Genomic DNA, 13,945 nt, shown 5'->3' on the forward strand with positions numbered 1-13,945 from the left:
TCCTTGTTCTGTGCGTCTTTATCGGATGTTCAGGGAGTCGGGTGCGGCGTGTCGCGCGAGCTGATCGGCCCGAACGCGCGCTCGAGCAGATCTTTCAGCTGCGCCTTGTGGACCTCGGGGTAACCGACGGCTGGCGCGGCGGCCGGGGGTCGCGCGACGGCGTGCAGGGTCTGGCCACGCACCGCCAGCAGCGGGTTGATACGCGGGGCGACAAACTCCAGGTAGCCCTGGTTCTCCGGTTCGTCCTGGACCCAGACGAATTCATCCGCCTCCGGATAATGCCCCAGCAATTCGGTCAGGCGCGCCTCGGGGAAGGGGTAGCACTGCTCCAGGCGCAGGATCGCCGTATCCGCGTGCTCGCCCTCGGCCTGGCGCGCGGCCAGATCGTAGAAGATGCGCCCACAGGTCAGCAGCACGCGCTTCACCTTGCCAGGATCCTCCATGCGGGCGTCGTCGATGACCGTCTGGTACTGGCCCGTCGCCAGCGCATCGAGGTCGGACACCGCGTCCTTGTGCCGCAAGAGGCTCTTCGGGGTCATCACGATCAGCGGCTTGCGGTAGGGGCGCAGCATCTGCCGGCGCAGCAGGTGAAACATCTGCGCCGGCGTGGTCGGCACGCAGACCTGCATGTTCTCCTGCGCCGCCAGCTGCAGGAACCGCTCCGGGCGCGCCGAGGAGTGCTCCGGCCCCTGGCCCTCGTAGCCGTGGGGCAGCAGCAGGGTCAGGCCGGACAGGCGTCCCCACTTCTGCTCGCCGGAGGAGATGAACTGGTCGATCACCACCTGGGCGCCGTTCACGAAGTCACCGAACTGCGCCTCCCAGACCACCAGTGCCTCGGGCGCAGCGGTCGCGTAGCCGTATTCGAAGGCGAGCACGCCCTCTTCGGACAACAGCGAATCGATCACCAGGAACCGCGGGTGGTCCGGATCCAGGCGCCGCAGCGGGACGATGGCCTTCCCGGTCTCCTGGTCATGCAGGACCGCATGGCGGTGGAAGAAGGTGCCCCGGCTGGAGTCCTGCCCGGACAGGCGAATGCGGTAGCCGTCCTGGATCAGCGCGCCATAGGCCAGGGTCTCGGCCGCACCCCAGTCCAGCGGCTGCTCGCCGCGCGCCATGGACACGCGGGCATCCAGGATCTTCTTCACGCGGTCGTTCAGACGGAAATCCTCCGGCGGGGTGGAGAGCTGCTCGAGGGTGCGCGCCAGGCGGTCGGCGGGGGCGCCGGTGTCCACGTCCTGGTCCCAGGTCTGGTTCAGATAGGGGCCCCAGTTGGTCGAGGAGCCGGCATGGCTGTTGCGCTCGCGCAGCAACGACAGCGCCACCGGCTGGCCGGCATCCAGCCGGCCGCGATAGTCCTCCAGCGCCTGTTCCTGCGCGTCTTCGGTGGTCAGGCCCTCGCGGATCAGGCGTCTGGCGTAGCGCTCGCGGGTGGTCGGCAGGTCGCGGATACGACGATACATATGCGGCTGCGTGGCGGCCGGCTCGTCGGCTTCGTTGTGGCCCTGGCGGCGGTAGCAGACGAGATCGATCACCACGTCCTTGCCAAAGCGCATGCGGTAATCCAGCGCGATCTGGGTGATGAACACCACGGCCTCGGGATCATCGCCATTCACATGCAGGATGGGCGCGTTGACCATCTTGGCGACATCGGTGGCGTAATGCGTCGAACGAGCGTCCTTCAGGGTCGAAGTGGTGAAACCGATCTGGTTGTTCACCACCACATGCACGGTGCCCTTGGTGGAGAAGCCCCGGGTCTGGGACATGTTCAGGGTCTCCATGACTACGCCCTGCCCGGCAAAGGCGGCATCGCCATGGATGACTACCGGCATCACCCGGTTGCCCTTGCGGTCACCGATGCGCACCTGGCGCGCCCGCACCGAACCCTCCACCACCGGGGTGACGATCTCCAGGTGCGAGGGATTGAAGGCCAGCGCCAGATGTACCCGACCGCCCGGGGTGTCCAGGTCCGAGGAGAAACCCATGTGGTATTTCACGTCGCCGGTGCCACGGTCATCGCGCGGACGCCCCTCGAACTCGTTGGCCAGCTCCTCCGGGGACTTGCCGAACAGGTTGACCAGCACGTTGAGGCGCCCGCGATGCGCCATGCCGACCACGTACTCCTGCAGCCCGCGCGCGCCGCCCCGCTGGATCAGCGCATTCAGCAGCGGGATCAGGCTCTCCGCGCCTTCCAGCGAGAAGCGCTTCTGGCCGACATAGCGTCGGTGCAGGTAGCGCTCCAGACCCTCGGCCGCGGTCAGACGTTCGAGAATCGCCAGGCGGGTGTCGTCATCGAAACCGAAGCGGCCATGTGCCGACTCCAGGCGCTCCTGCAGCCAGCGCTTCTCGTCGGTGGCCATCAGATGCATGTATTCCACACCGATGCCGGCGCAGTAGGTCTCCTTCAGCACCCGCTCGATCGTATCCAGCGAGACCCGGCCGTCGATGAACAGCGAGCCCGGATCAAAGGTGACATCGGGGCCGACCTGATCCAGGCCGTGATGCTCGCGGCTCAGCTCGCGCGGCGGCTCCGGCGGTTCGCGCTCCAGGGGGTCCAGGCGGGCACCGAAGTGACCGAGATAGCGGTAGGCATTGATGAACTGCAGCACGCGGATCTGCAGCTGTTCATGGGCCAGGTCCGGACGATCGGTGGAGCGCCGTCGGCGCTCCGGGCGCGGCGCACCTTCCAGCGAGCGGAAGTAATCGGCCCAGGCCGGCGGGACAGAATCGGGATCGGCCTGGTAGCGCTCCAGCAGATCTTCGGCGAAAGCGAGGTTATCCGGGTGCAGTTCCTGCCCGGATACGGGGCTGTCCAGCCGGTGCCGGGATGGCATCTCGTTCATTCGCGGTCTCTTCTCATTCCTGATGCGTCGGCCTTTGGGACCTGATCGGCGCGCGAGGTTCCCGCACGGAGTCGATGAATCAGCGTCTTCTTCAAGGCTGCCTCCGAGGGTAGCGCGTTTGCGCGGGCGAAGGCACACGGCCCGCATGCAGAACGTGCGATTCCGGCCGGGTTTCCCTACCATTCGCGCATGGATGTCTCCCCCCTGCTCGATTCCCTCAACCCGGCCCAGCGCGAGGCCGTGGCCGCCCCGCCGCATCCGGTGCTTGTACTGGCCGGCGCCGGCTCCGGCAAGACCCGCGTGCTGGTGCACCGCATCGCCTGGCTGATCGAGGTCGAAGGCGTGGCGCCGCACAGCCTGCTGGCGGTTACCTTCACCAACAAGGCGGCGGCCGAGATGCGTGGGCGCATCGAATCGCTGCTGGGCCACCCGGCCACCGGGCTGTGGGTCGGGACCTTTCACGGTCTGGCCCACCGCCTGCTGCGCCAGCACTGGCAGGAGGCCAAGCTGCCGCAGGCCTTCCAGATCCTCGATTCCGATGATCAGCTGCGCATGGTCAAGCGCGTGCTGCGCGGGCTGGAGCTGGACGAGTCGCGGTGGCCGCCGAAGCAGGCGCAGTGGTACATCAATGCGCGCAAGGACGAGGGCTCGCGCCCGGAACACCTGCCGGATACCGGGGACCCTGTCGCTCGCCAGTGGGTGCGTGTCTACACCACCTACCAGCAGGCCTGCGAACGCGCCGGCGTGGTGGACTTCGCCGAGCTGATGCTGCGCTCGCTGGAACTGCTGCGCGACAACAAGGCCCTCCTGGAGCACTACCGCACACGCTTTCGCCATGTGCTGGTTGACGAGTTCCAGGACACCAACGACATCCAGTACGGCTGGCTGCGCCTGCTGGCCGGGGGCAGTCCGGTGTTTGCCGTGGGCGACGACGACCAGTCGATCTACGGCTGGCGCGGCGCGAAGATCGAGAACATCCAGCACTTCCAGAAGGACTACCCGGGCACCCAGGTCGTGCGTCTGGAGCAGAACTACCGCTCCAGCGCCAACATCCTGAACGCGGCCAACGCCCTGATCCGGCACAACTCCGGCCGCCTGGGCAAGGAACTGTGGACCGAAGGCCACGAAGGCGCACCGGTACGCCTGTACACCGCGCTGAACGAGCAGGAAGAGGCGCGCTTCATCGCCGAGACCATCGCCCGCCACGTGGATCAGGGCGGGCTGCACCGCGAGTGCGCCGTACTGTATCGCTCCAACGCCCAGTCACGCGTGCTGGAAGAGACCTTCATCGGCCGGCGCATGCCCTACCGGGTCTACGGTGGCCTGCGCTTCTTCGAGCGCCAGGAGATCCGCGATGCCCTGGCTTACCTGCGCCTGGCCGGCAACGGCGATGACGACGCCGCCTTCCTGCGGGTGGTCAACCAGCCGCCGCGCGGGATCGGCGAGAAGACCCTGGAGGGCCTGCGCCAGGCCGCGCAGGCAGCGGATACCAGCCTGCTCCAGGCGGCCACCCACGCGGTGGACGCCGACGCCCTGCCCGGACGCGCTCGCACCGCGGTCGCCGGTTTCGTACAGCTGATCCGCACCCTGCAGCAGGAGCTCCCGCGCCAGCCGCTGGCCGATCAGGTGGAACAGGCGATCGAGCGCGCGCAACTGCGCGAGCACTACAAGAAGGAAAAGGGCGAGCGTGGCGAGGCGCGCCTGGAAAACCTGGACGAGCTGGTGGGGGCCGCGCGCGCCTTCGACATGGGGAGCACCGCCGAGAGCGAGGAAGGCGAGGGTAATCGCCTGACCGAGTTCCTCGCCCACGCCGCGCTGGAGGCCGGCGAGGGCGCGGCCGACCCGCACGAGGACGCAGTGCAGATGATGACCCTGCACTCGGCCAAGGGCCTGGAGTTCCCGCTGGTGTTCCTGACCGGCATGGAAGAGGGGCTGTTCCCCAACGCCCGCTCGCTGGAAGAGCCGGGGCGGCTGGAAGAGGAGCGCCGCCTGGCCTATGTCGGCATGACCCGCGCCGAACAGGAACTGTACCTGATCCATGCCGAGACGCGGCGGCTGTATGGGCGCGAGTCCTACAACGTCGCCTCGCGCTTCATCAACGAGATCCCCGAGGGCGCGCTGGAAGTGCTGCGCCCGCAGGCCTCGCCCTATGGCGCGGGGCGCTTTGCCACGGCCCGGCACAAGACGGCGGGGTTCGGGGCCATGGATGCGCAGGCCGCCGAGGCCTCGGCGGCGGGCCTGGCCATCGGCGCACGGGTACACCACGCGAAGTTCGGCGAGGGACTGATCACCCAGTTCGAGGGCTCCGGCAATTCGGCCCGGGTGCAGGTGAACTTCGCCCATACCGGTTCCAAATGGCTGGTGCTGAGCTTCGCCAAGCTGGAAGTCCTGTGAAGCACTGATCAGAGGGTGCGTTCAGCGCTTCCCCAACGTTTCGTGCCCATGGCCGCGTAGGTTGGCTGAGCCCCAGAGGGCACGGAGGACACAGAGAGAACGTTGGTTGTTTCGGGGGGGCAGGATGCGCTGAGGGCCGTGCAACGCATTCAAGCCGGGCCCGGCCCTCCGATGGCCCGGGCTGAATCATCAGCACGCTCTCGAACCCACTGCCGCTCGAACCTTTCCATTGGCCCCTATCGCAGCCCTCCGTGTTCTCTGTGCCCTCCGTGGTGCAATCGCCCTTCTACGGACGCTTTCCTAATGCCCCACGAAAAAGCCCCGCCGGGGCGGGGCTTCGGGTTGTCGATATGGAGATCGATTACTCGATCTTGATGTAGGCGAAGCCTTCCTCGTTCTGCAGCTCGGCCACGCGCACCACGCCCGAGGGCACGAAGTTGACGTGATCGTAGATCAGGTCCTCGTCCAGACCGATCTGCGAACGGGTGATCTCGCACAGCTCGAGCTTCACGCCATGCGTGCTGGCGAGGCTCATCAGGCGCCCACGCAGGGTGTCGCGCTCTTCCTTGAGTTCCTCGTCGGCCTCGAACGGGGTATCGGCCAGGTCGTCATCGGTCAGGAAGCGGATGCCGTGGGCCACGAACACGATGCGCACGTCGGCATCGATAAATTCGTTCTGGTAGTGCGTCATCATGTTGTTGATGCTGGTCAGCATCGCGGAGAAGCGGCGCGGGTCGGCGAAGTCGGCGTGATAGACGACCTTGGCCTCCGGCTCGAAGGCCTTGGCCTGGGGCATGAAGGCAATGCTGGCCAGCAGGAGCGCCGCGAACAGCAGGGCCATGCCCGATGCTGTCGCCGGTGCGGCCCGAAGGGTCTCGTTGAATCGATTCATCCTGTTCTCCTTTGAATGGCTTCTTTCTTCTACATTAGACGCATGGACGGCCCCAGGCCATCCCCATCACGCGCACTCCGCGGTTGACGCAGTAGTGGCCCGGCGGTATGCTCTGCCGCCTTTCCAGAACCTAGCGATTTAACGCGAGGGAAGTACTTTGGCAAATATTGCTTCTGCCCGTAAGCGGGCCCGTCAGGCGGTCAAGAACCGCGCCCACAACATGGGGCTGCGCTCCCGTTTCCGTACGGCCTTGAAGGCCGTGCTGAAGCCGCTGCACAAGGGCGATGCCCAGGCAGCCGCCGAGGCCTACAAAGAGGCCGTTCCGGTGATCGACAAGACCGTGAACAAGGGCCTGATTCACCGGAACAAGGCGGCTCGCCACAAGAGCCGCCTGAACGCCCGCATCCGCGACCTGGCCCAGGGCTAAGCCCCCGGGTTCCGGGCCGGCACTGCCGGCCCCGCGGTTGCAGTGAATCGAAAAATCCGCGCCCCGATCTCGGGGTGCGGATTTTTGTGTGGCCGGAATTCGTTCCGGCCAGGGAGACGCTGATCCATTCGCGCGCCTCCCTGCGCGCGCGTCCATCAGCGCGTCCTCAGGGCTGGAACACCCGCGCCTCGCCCTCGCCGCGCGGATCGGAGGCCGCCTCCAGGCGGTCGGCCCCGCGCTCCCACAGGATGGCGTGCATGTCACCGAACGGGCGCACCTGCGGCACCAGCTGATGCCCACGCGAGACCAGCTGGCCACGCAGTTCGGCATCGAACGCCCCGGTCTCGTGCTCCACCCGGTCAGGCAGGTACTGGTGGTGGTAGCGAGGTGCCGAAACGACCTCCTCGATGGATTGCCCCTCGAGCACCCCGAACACCCCGTGCAGCACCATGGTGATGATGCGGCTGCCGCCCGGCGTGCCCAGGATCGCCACACGGTCCTGGGTCTCGACAAAGGTCGGGCTCATGCTCGACAGCGGGCGGCGCTGCGGCGCGATGGCATTGGCCTCGAAACCGACCAGACCATAGGCGTTGGGCTCGCCCGGCTTGGCCGAAAAGTCGTCCATCTCGTTGTTCAGCAGCACGCCCGTGCCGGGCACCACGTAGCCGGACCCGAACGGGTAGTTCAGCGTCAGCGTGGCCGCGACCCGGTTGCCCTCGGCGTCGATCACCGAAAAGTGCGTGGTCTCGCGACTCTCGGCCGCGGCCGACACCGGAACCTCGGCCTGCGGCTCCACCGACAGCGGCAGGTAGCGGCTGGGGGTGGCCGTGTCGGGATGGATGGTGGTGCGCAGACCGGCCGCGTAGTCGCGTGACAGCAGCCGCTCCAGCGGCATATCGACATGATCCGGATCGCCCAGGTACTCGGCGCGATCACGGTAGGCGCGGCGCATCGCCTCGATGGTCAGGTGGACGCGCATGTCCGGCGCCAGCGCCTCGAGGTCGTAGAACGCCAGGATGTTCAGGATCTGGCCGAGTGCGACCCCGCCGGAGGATGGCGGCGAGGCGGTGGTGATAGTGGCACCAAGATAGTCCAGACGCACGGGGTCGCGCTCGACGACCTCGTAGCCCGCCAGGTCGTCCAGGGTCCAGATACCGCCGGCCTCGCGCACACCGGCGACCAGGCGCTCGGCCAGGTCACCGGTATAGAAACCGCCACGGCCTTCGTCCGCCAGGCGCCGAAGGGTCACAGCGAGATCCGGCTGGCGCAGGGTCGCGCCCTCGTCCGGCAGGCGGCCCGCCTCGAGGTAGATGTCACGCGCGCCGGCCCCGTCGCGCAGGGCCTGATGGCGAAAACCCGCCATCTGCAGGTAACGGCCACTGACGGGTACACCGTCCTCGGCCAGGCGGATCGCCGGGACCAGGCTGTCCGCCAGCGAAAGGCGCCCGTATTTCCGCGCCAGGTGATCCATGCCAGCGGGCATGCCGGGAATGCCGGCCGCGAGCACGCCGTCCAGCGACAAGCCGTCGATCACCTCGCCGTCCGCGTCCAGATACATGTCACGATCGGCTGCGGCCGGGGCGGTCTCGCGGGCATCGAGCATCACGCTGCGGCCAGAGGCCGCCTCGTGCAGCAGGAAGAACCCCCCGCCCCCGAGCCCGGAGCCATAGGGTTCGGCCACGCCCAGGGCAGCGGTAATCGCGACCGCGGCATCGAAGGCATTGCCACCGTCGCGCAGCACGGCCTCGCCCGCCTCGGTGGCGGCCGGGTGCGCAGTCGCCACTGCGTGCTGCCCGGGGCCGGCCAGCGCCAGCGGCGCCGCCAGCGACAGGGTGACGAGGACCGCGCAGTGCAGGAGCGGGCGGTGCCAATCCATGCCGCGGCCTACTTCGCGGCCATCAGGACGTCGTATTTGGCCGTCAGCTGCTCGCGGGTCTCCTTGTGATCGGGATCCAGCGGGATGCAGTCCACCGGGCAGACCTGCTGGCACTGCGGCTCGTCGAAATGGCCGACACATTCGGTGCACAGGGTGGGGTCGATCTCGTAGATCTCGTCCCCCGGGTAGATGGCCTCATTCGGGCACTCGGGCTCGCAGACATCGCAGTTGATGCATTCGTCGGTGATCATCAGGGCCATGGGCCATTCCTCGTATCCAGTGGCGGGGCCCGGCTAGCGTGCCGCGCCGTTTTGTTCGGCCAGCATGCGCGCCACACCGGGGCTAACGAATTTTGAGACGTCGCCGCCCAGTCGGGCGATTTCCCGTACCAGACTGGAGGAGACGAAGCTGTACTCCTCCGCGGGCGTCAGAAACAGCGTTTCGACCTCCGGAGCAAGCTGCCGGTTCATCGCTGCGAGTTGAAATTCATGTTCAAAGTCGGACACCGCGCGCAGTCCGCGCAGGATCACGTTGGCCTGCTGCGCATGGACAAAGTGCGCGAGCAGGACATCGAAGCCCTGCACCTCCACGCCCGGGATGTCACCCACCGCCTGCTCGGCCAGGGCCACGCGGGTCTCCAGCGGGAAGGCCGGACCCTTGTTGGGACTGGCGGCCACCGCGACCACCACGCGATCGAACAACCGTGCCGCACGGCGCACGATGTCCGTGTGACCGTGGGTGATCGGGTCGAAGGTGCCGGGATAGATGGCAGTAACGGACATGGGCGAAAGGCCGGCCGGGAAAGCCCCCATTAGACCGCAAGCACCACGAACAGACAAAATGCCTTTCGCGCACACCGCGCCCGCCCCAACCAAGGACTGCCCGATGAGTGATGACTACCGCCCCCCGCTCGCCGACTACTGGGACCAGCTCGAGTCCCGCTACGGCGGCGGCTTCAACTTCCAGCAGATCTCGCGCGACGAACTGGCGCAGTTGGTGGAGCACCTGCGTCAAGCGGTAAAGAATGACCCGCAGGTCACGGACGTGGAGAAGCAGAACCTGGGCCTGGTGCTCAAGCACGCCGAACAGACCCTGGAGAAACGCTCGGCCTGAGTAACGCAGGGCTGTCATTGCGAGCGCAGCGCGGCAATCAACACCTTGCAGATCGCCACGTCGCTTCGCGACTCGTTATGATGGAAGCCGCGCCGCGGCCCTATCGCGTACGTGCCTCGATCGACGCGGCACAGGGCGGCAAGGCACGACACTCGGCGCCGCCGTCCGGAGCCTCCGCCGCGGCGCCGAGAGTGCGCGCATACGCTCCCGGTCCCGCCAGATCGGCCGCACAGCTCGCGGCCTCGCGTGCCTGCTCGCCGCACTCGCGAGCGATCAGCACGTGCGCGAGGTTGTTCCAGCCCTCGTGGCGGGCCGGGTCACGCTCGACCAGCGCCCGCAGGGCATTCTCCGCCGCCGGCAGATCGCCCTGGGCAAAGGCCACGTTGGCGCGGCCCACATAGGGAATCGGTTCATCGGGCCAGCGATCCATGGCGGTTTCGTAGCCCGTGGCCGCCGCCGCAAAACGCCCGGTCTGTTCCAGTTCGTTGACCGCACGCAGCCAGCGCAGCGGCTGGGCAGTGGCCGGCAAGGTATCGGGGGGCATCACAAGGAAGGCCCAGCGCTCACCCCGCGCCCATGTGCGCTCGAAGCGGGCAAAGGAATTCACATGACGCTGGATCGGGCCGCTGCGCAGGAAGATCTCCCGATCGTCCAGGTCGTATCCGATAACCACCGCAAAGTGCCATTCCGGGATCAGGGCCACCCCGAGGTTCTGGAACACCACCACCGGGTTGCCCGCCGCCACCTCGCGCAGGATTGCCTCCAGCTGGGGCTCGATACGGTAGGCGACCTGGTCGCGCGCACGCACCGCCGCGCGCATCTCGGTCTGCAGGCTGCCCTCACGGGCGGGGATGTAAACCTCCTCGATCAGATCATCCAGCGCGGCGTCGATACCCCGGGCATTCAACGCCGTGGCCAGCGCGGCGGGGCCGCACTGGTATTGCTCCTGGGGAAAGAACGGCGTGTCGGCCAGTTCGACGCGCGCCGGCAGGTCCGCCGGGCGCTCGCTGGCCAGACCCGCGCTCTGCGGCGCGGTGGCACAACCGGTCAGCCAGAGGAGCGCGGCGAGCGCGAGAAGCCCCGCGACTCGCCGCGTCGAGATGGACCCCATGCAGGGCGTGTCTTAGCGGGACGGCCCGACAAACGCGAAGATGTCGGTCACGCCCATCGCATCCAGGATCACGAACACCACGAACACGACGGCGACCACGCCCAGGATGCTGGCCGCGCCGGCCGGGTCGGTCTCCATGTGCGCCTCCAGCTGCGCCAGTTCGTCGTCGGTCAGGCGGGCCACCCGCTGCTCGGCGCGCTCGGGATCAACCCCCATCTCGATCAGCTGCGCGCGAACCTCGGCGTCATTGAGCTGTTCCAGCAACTGGGCGCGGGTGTCATCCGCGCTGGCCTGCTGGATCATGCTGCCGGTATCCAGCATGCCGACATCGGCGAATGCCGGAGTGGCGGGCAGCAAGGTCAGGGCCAGCGCGACCAGCAGGGCCGCGGGTGCGGACAGAACTCGACGGAACGAATGAACGCTCATGGGCAGACTCCTCGAAATCGGTAAATGGTTGTTTCGAGTGTAGACCGCCAGAACCGCAAATTGACCGGCCGCAAACCAAAACCGCGGCCAATTTCACACCTCTGTCAGTTTGCCTCGGGGGCGTCGACCACCTTGATCTCGTACTCCAGGACCTCGACACCACGTGCCCAGGCCCCGCCGCACACGGAGTCGTCGCGCGTGCGTTCCTGGGTCTCGCCCGGACCCAGCGTGCGCCACACGCGGGTCGTTGTCCGCACGTCGTCTTCCAGGTCTCCGGGGCAGTTGTAGGCGGTCTTGGTGACGCGGACTTCCAGCCAGTCATCCGTGTTGTTGGTCGCGCGCCACTGTCCGCGCACGTTGGCGCAGCCGTATTCGTGCATGCGGTATTCGAAGGCCACCTCGTCCGGCGAACCATCCGCCGGGGCAAAGTAGGCACCCTGGGCCGCGACCTGGCCGGGTACGACAAATGCGGCGGCCAGCACACTGGCGGCGGTCAGGGCGAGGGTGCGATTCAGGATTCGCGAGTGCATGATTTCCTCCATCCGGGATCCGGTTGTGGGCCCGTCTTGCGCGGGCTTGGCAGAGAATAGACGCTGGCCGGACGACATTTGTGCCGATTCCGGTTATCCGGCGGGGTTTTTCCCGCCCAGACCCAGTGGTTGACCTCCATCCTCGCAAACCGAGCTGAAACGCATATGAACAAGATCGTGCCCGATTCGACCCTGACCTGCCCGGAATGCGGGCACCAGAAGACCGAAACCATGCCCACCGACGCCTGCCAGTGGTTCTACGAATGCACCGGCTGCGGGGCCTTGCTGCGGCCGCTTCCGGGGGACTGCTGTGTGTTCTGCTCGTACGGCACCGTGCCCTGCCCGCCCATTCAGCAGGAGGGCCCGGGCGGCTGCTGCTCCACGTCATGAGCCCGGCGCGCGTGGACCCCGCCCTGGAACGCCTGCGCGGCGACTTCCCGCTGGAACAGCGGCTGCGGAATGCCCCCGAAGCCGTGCGCGCCGCCTATCTCGAAGTCCTGGAACACTGGCGCCTGCACGGACAGCCACCAGAGGCCCGGGGGCTGGATATCCACGCGCTGGAACAACTGGCTACGCTGGATGCCGTGACGCATCAGGCCCTGGGTCTGGGCTGCTACCCGTACAGCGCCGCACCGGGCAGCATCACGGTCAGCGTCGCCGGTGGCAGCCCGGTCGCCGCGATGTGCGCCGTCGATGCCCTGGCCATCCCGATGCTAAGCGGTGCGCATAGCCGGATCGAGGCGGCCTGCAGCCACTGCGGCGAGGCGCTCAGTCTGGAATCCGGGCCCGGCGGCGTTGCGGACACGGCCACCATCCGGGTGCATTACCGGCCGCGCCGCGCGGACAACACCCCGTGCTGCACCAGCCTTTGTGACGGCATCACCTTCGTCTGTGCGCATTGTGCGCCGGCCGAACATGCGGACTATCTGCGCCTCGACGAGGCAGACACGGTCGCCCGGCAGTTCTTCGCCTTTCAGCGGACCTGGCTGGATGCCAACCCACGTTCGGCCAGAAGCGGCTAGTCGGTCTTGACCTCGAACGGCGGGCAGCACTTGGGCAGCAATTCGCCCCGGATGCGCGGATAGCAGGGCAGGCCCTGGTCGAACGGCGGGGCATCCTCGCCCTGGATCAGCGGGCGCAGGTAATCGCGCGCGGCCTGAGTGATGCCGTAGCCGTCCGGGGTGATGTAGTCGCGCGGCATGCCCTGCTCGACGTCGGCCACGGTCTCCAGTGGGGTAAAACCGATGCTCCAGCGGTAGGGGTCGTTGGAATCGCGGCGGATGATCGGCATGAAGGCATCCTCGCCGGCCACCACGCCCTCCACGGCCGCACGGCCACAGGCATAGGCCTGCTCCACGTCCACCTTCGACGCGATATGCCGCGCGGAGCGCTGGATATAGTCGACCACCGCCCAGTGCAGCTTGTGTCCGGTCTTTTCGCGAATCAGCTCGGCCAGGCGCGGGGCGGCGCCGCCCAGCTGGGTGTAGGCGTACACATCATGGCTTTGCGCCACCGAGAACAGAGTGCCATCCGGATTTTTCAGACCCTCGGAGACGACCACCACACAGTAGCCATGACGCTCGATCGTCCGGTTCAGGTGCTCGAGAAAGTCGTCCTGGTCAAACAGGGTCTCGGCGAACAGGATCAGCATCGGCGGCTGGCCGTCGAACTCCTGCGCCAGCGCGGCGGCGGCCGCCAGCCAGCCGGCATGCCGCCCCATCACCTCCAGCACGAACACCTTGGTGGAACTGGTGTGCATGGATTCGACATCCAGGCTGGCCTCGCGCACGACCGTGGCGATGAACTTGGCGGCGGAGCCGAACCCGGGGCTGGAGTCAGTCACGGCGAGGTCGTTGTCGATCGTCTTGGGTACCCCGATCGCCTTGATCGGGAAGCCCATGCGATCCCCCATCCTGGCGATCTTCAGTGCGGTGTCCATGGAACCACCGCCGCCGTTGTAGAAGAAGGTGCCGATGTCATGGGCGCGGAAGACCTCGACCAGGCGTTCGTACTGTTCTGGATCCTTGTCGGGGTCGCCGAGGTCGAAGCGGCAGGAGCCGAACGCCCCGCCGGGGGTATGACGCAGGGCCGCCAGGGTCAGCGGGTCCTCCTGATCCAGGTCGATGATCTCCTCGCGCAGGACGCCAAGGATGCCGTCGCGCGCCGCATAGATCTTGCCAAAATGGGCCGGATGGGCGCGCACCGCCTCGATCACCCCCCAGGCGCTGGCGTTGATGACGGCGGTAACCCCGCCGGACTGGGCGTACAGCGCGTTTTGCGGCATGCGAATCTCCCTTGTGGATACGGCCCCGGATGCCATGCAGGCACAGTGCCAG

At 67.3% G+C, this 13,945-nt stretch carries 14 protein-coding genes; 5 read left to right on the top strand and 9 right to left on the bottom strand.

Annotated features, from left to right (window positions below; translation table 11 throughout):
- Positions 1-29: 29 nt before the first annotated feature.
- Complete coding sequence (locus D578_RS0101415) at positions 30-2,840, bottom strand: 2-oxoglutarate dehydrogenase E1 component (RefSeq protein ID WP_018948231.1); 2,811 nt, start codon at positions 2,838-2,840, stop codon at positions 30-32.
- Positions 2,841-3,029: 189 nt separating this feature from the next.
- Between D578_RS0101415 and uvrD the strand changes: the two genes are divergently transcribed.
- The gene (gene uvrD / locus D578_RS0101420; RefSeq protein WP_018948232.1) at positions 3,030-5,234 is read left to right on the top strand and encodes a DNA helicase II; all 2,205 of its coding nucleotides are present in this window, start codon (positions 3,030-3,032) and stop codon (positions 5,232-5,234) included.
- A gap of 361 nt (positions 5,235-5,595) precedes the next feature.
- On the opposite strand, the gene D578_RS0101425 is transcribed toward uvrD, so the two are convergent.
- A complete protein-coding gene (locus D578_RS0101425) occupies positions 5,596-6,126 on the bottom strand; it encodes a DsrE family protein (protein WP_018948233.1) in 531 nt (176 codons plus the stop codon).
- Positions 6,127-6,283: 157 nt separating this feature from the next.
- Between D578_RS0101425 and rpsT the strand changes: the two genes are divergently transcribed.
- A complete protein-coding gene (rpsT, locus tag D578_RS0101430; RefSeq protein ID WP_026289114.1) occupies positions 6,284-6,553 on the top strand; it encodes a 30S ribosomal protein S20 in 270 nt (89 codons plus the stop codon).
- A 166-nt stretch (positions 6,554-6,719) separates the two neighbouring features.
- On the opposite strand, the gene ggt is transcribed toward rpsT, so the two are convergent.
- From ggt to coaD, 3 genes are read right to left on the bottom strand one after another with little or no spacing between them, the layout of a single operon-like run.
- Complete coding sequence (gene ggt / locus D578_RS0101435; protein WP_018948235.1) at positions 6,720-8,429, bottom strand: gamma-glutamyltransferase; 1,710 nt, start codon at positions 8,427-8,429, stop codon at positions 6,720-6,722.
- A gap of 8 nt (positions 8,430-8,437) precedes the next feature.
- Positions 8,438-8,689, bottom strand: coding sequence for a YfhL family 4Fe-4S dicluster ferredoxin (locus D578_RS0101440; protein WP_018948236.1), 252 nt, complete (start codon positions 8,687-8,689; stop codon positions 8,438-8,440).
- 33 nt (positions 8,690-8,722) lie between these two features.
- On the bottom strand, positions 8,723-9,211 hold the full coding sequence (gene coaD / locus D578_RS0101445; protein ID WP_018145020.1) for a pantetheine-phosphate adenylyltransferase: 489 nt from the start codon (positions 9,209-9,211) through the stop codon (positions 8,723-8,725).
- Between the two features lie 103 nt (positions 9,212-9,314).
- Here coaD and D578_RS0101450 point away from each other — a divergent pair, with 103 nt between their 5' ends.
- Positions 9,315-9,542, top strand: a complete 228-nt coding sequence (locus tag D578_RS0101450; RefSeq protein WP_018948237.1) for a hypothetical protein — start codon at positions 9,315-9,317, stop codon at positions 9,540-9,542.
- Positions 9,543-9,642: 100 nt separating this feature from the next.
- On the opposite strand, the gene D578_RS0101455 is transcribed toward D578_RS0101450, so the two are convergent.
- From D578_RS0101455 to D578_RS0101465, 3 genes are all read right to left on the bottom strand, one after another.
- Positions 9,643-10,653, bottom strand: a complete 1,011-nt coding sequence (locus D578_RS0101455; protein ID WP_018948238.1) for a PA2778 family cysteine peptidase — start codon at positions 10,651-10,653, stop codon at positions 9,643-9,645.
- Positions 10,654-10,665: 12 nt separating this feature from the next.
- Complete coding sequence (locus D578_RS0101460; protein WP_018948239.1) at positions 10,666-11,079, bottom strand: PA2779 family protein; 414 nt, start codon at positions 11,077-11,079, stop codon at positions 10,666-10,668.
- 104 nt (positions 11,080-11,183) lie between these two features.
- Positions 11,184-11,621 (bottom strand): hypothetical protein, encoded by a 438-nt coding sequence (locus tag D578_RS0101465; protein WP_018948240.1) that lies wholly within the window; start codon positions 11,619-11,621, stop codon positions 11,184-11,186.
- A 153-nt stretch (positions 11,622-11,774) separates the two neighbouring features.
- On the opposite strand from D578_RS0101465, the gene D578_RS0101470 reads away from it, so the two are divergent.
- Positions 11,775-11,999: a GDCCVxC domain-containing (seleno)protein gene (locus D578_RS0101470; RefSeq protein WP_018948241.1), complete on the top strand. Its 225-nt coding sequence runs from the start codon at positions 11,775-11,777 to the stop codon at positions 11,997-11,999.
- Positions 11,996-12,631 (top strand): organomercurial lyase, encoded by a 636-nt coding sequence (merB, locus tag D578_RS0101475; RefSeq protein WP_018948242.1) that lies wholly within the window; start codon positions 11,996-11,998, stop codon positions 12,629-12,631. Before D578_RS0101470 ends, merB begins: the two co-directional genes overlap by 4 nt.
- Here the strand turns inward: merB and D578_RS0101480 are convergent.
- Entirely contained in the window at positions 12,628-13,893 is a 1,266-nt protein-coding gene (locus D578_RS0101480; protein ID WP_018948243.1) for a 6-phosphofructokinase, read from the bottom strand. The genes merB and D578_RS0101480 overlap by 4 nt on opposite strands.
- Positions 13,894-13,945: the final 52 nt, after the last annotated feature.

Origin of the sequence: Thioalkalivibrio sp. ALMg11 (assembly GCF_000377905.1) — a bacterium.
Classification (GTDB): domain Bacteria; phylum Pseudomonadota; class Gammaproteobacteria; order Ectothiorhodospirales; family Ectothiorhodospiraceae; genus Thioalkalivibrio.

Bases quoted from the DNA above. Each gene is read 5' to 3' on its own strand.
- D578_RS0101415 (WP_018948231.1), bottom strand. From the start codon at position 2,840: ATGAACGAGATGCCATCCCGGCACCGGCTGGACAGCCCCGTATCCGGG.
- uvrD (WP_018948232.1), top strand. From the start codon at position 3,030: ATGGATGTCTCCCCCCTGCTCGATTCCCTCAACCCGGCCCAGCGCGAG.
- D578_RS0101425 (WP_018948233.1), bottom strand. From the start codon at position 6,126: ATGAATCGATTCAACGAGACCCTTCGGGCCGCACCGGCGACAGCATCG.
- ggt (WP_018948235.1), bottom strand. From the start codon at position 8,429: ATGGATTGGCACCGCCCGCTCCTGCACTGCGCGGTCCTCGTCACCCTG.
- D578_RS0101440 (WP_018948236.1), bottom strand. From the start codon at position 8,689: ATGGCCCTGATGATCACCGACGAATGCATCAACTGCGATGTCTGCGAG.
- coaD (WP_018145020.1), bottom strand. From the start codon at position 9,211: ATGTCCGTTACTGCCATCTATCCCGGCACCTTCGACCCGATCACCCAC.
- D578_RS0101450 (WP_018948237.1), top strand. From the start codon at position 9,315: ATGAGTGATGACTACCGCCCCCCGCTCGCCGACTACTGGGACCAGCTC.
- D578_RS0101455 (WP_018948238.1), bottom strand. From the start codon at position 10,653: ATGGGGTCCATCTCGACGCGGCGAGTCGCGGGGCTTCTCGCGCTCGCC.
- D578_RS0101460 (WP_018948239.1), bottom strand. From the start codon at position 11,079: ATGAGCGTTCATTCGTTCCGTCGAGTTCTGTCCGCACCCGCGGCCCTG.
- D578_RS0101465 (WP_018948240.1), bottom strand. From the start codon at position 11,621: ATGGAGGAAATCATGCACTCGCGAATCCTGAATCGCACCCTCGCCCTG.
- D578_RS0101470 (WP_018948241.1), top strand. From the start codon at position 11,775: ATGAACAAGATCGTGCCCGATTCGACCCTGACCTGCCCGGAATGCGGG.
- merB (WP_018948242.1), top strand. From the start codon at position 11,996: ATGAGCCCGGCGCGCGTGGACCCCGCCCTGGAACGCCTGCGCGGCGAC.
- D578_RS0101480 (WP_018948243.1), bottom strand. From the start codon at position 13,893: ATGCCGCAAAACGCGCTGTACGCCCAGTCCGGCGGGGTTACCGCCGTC.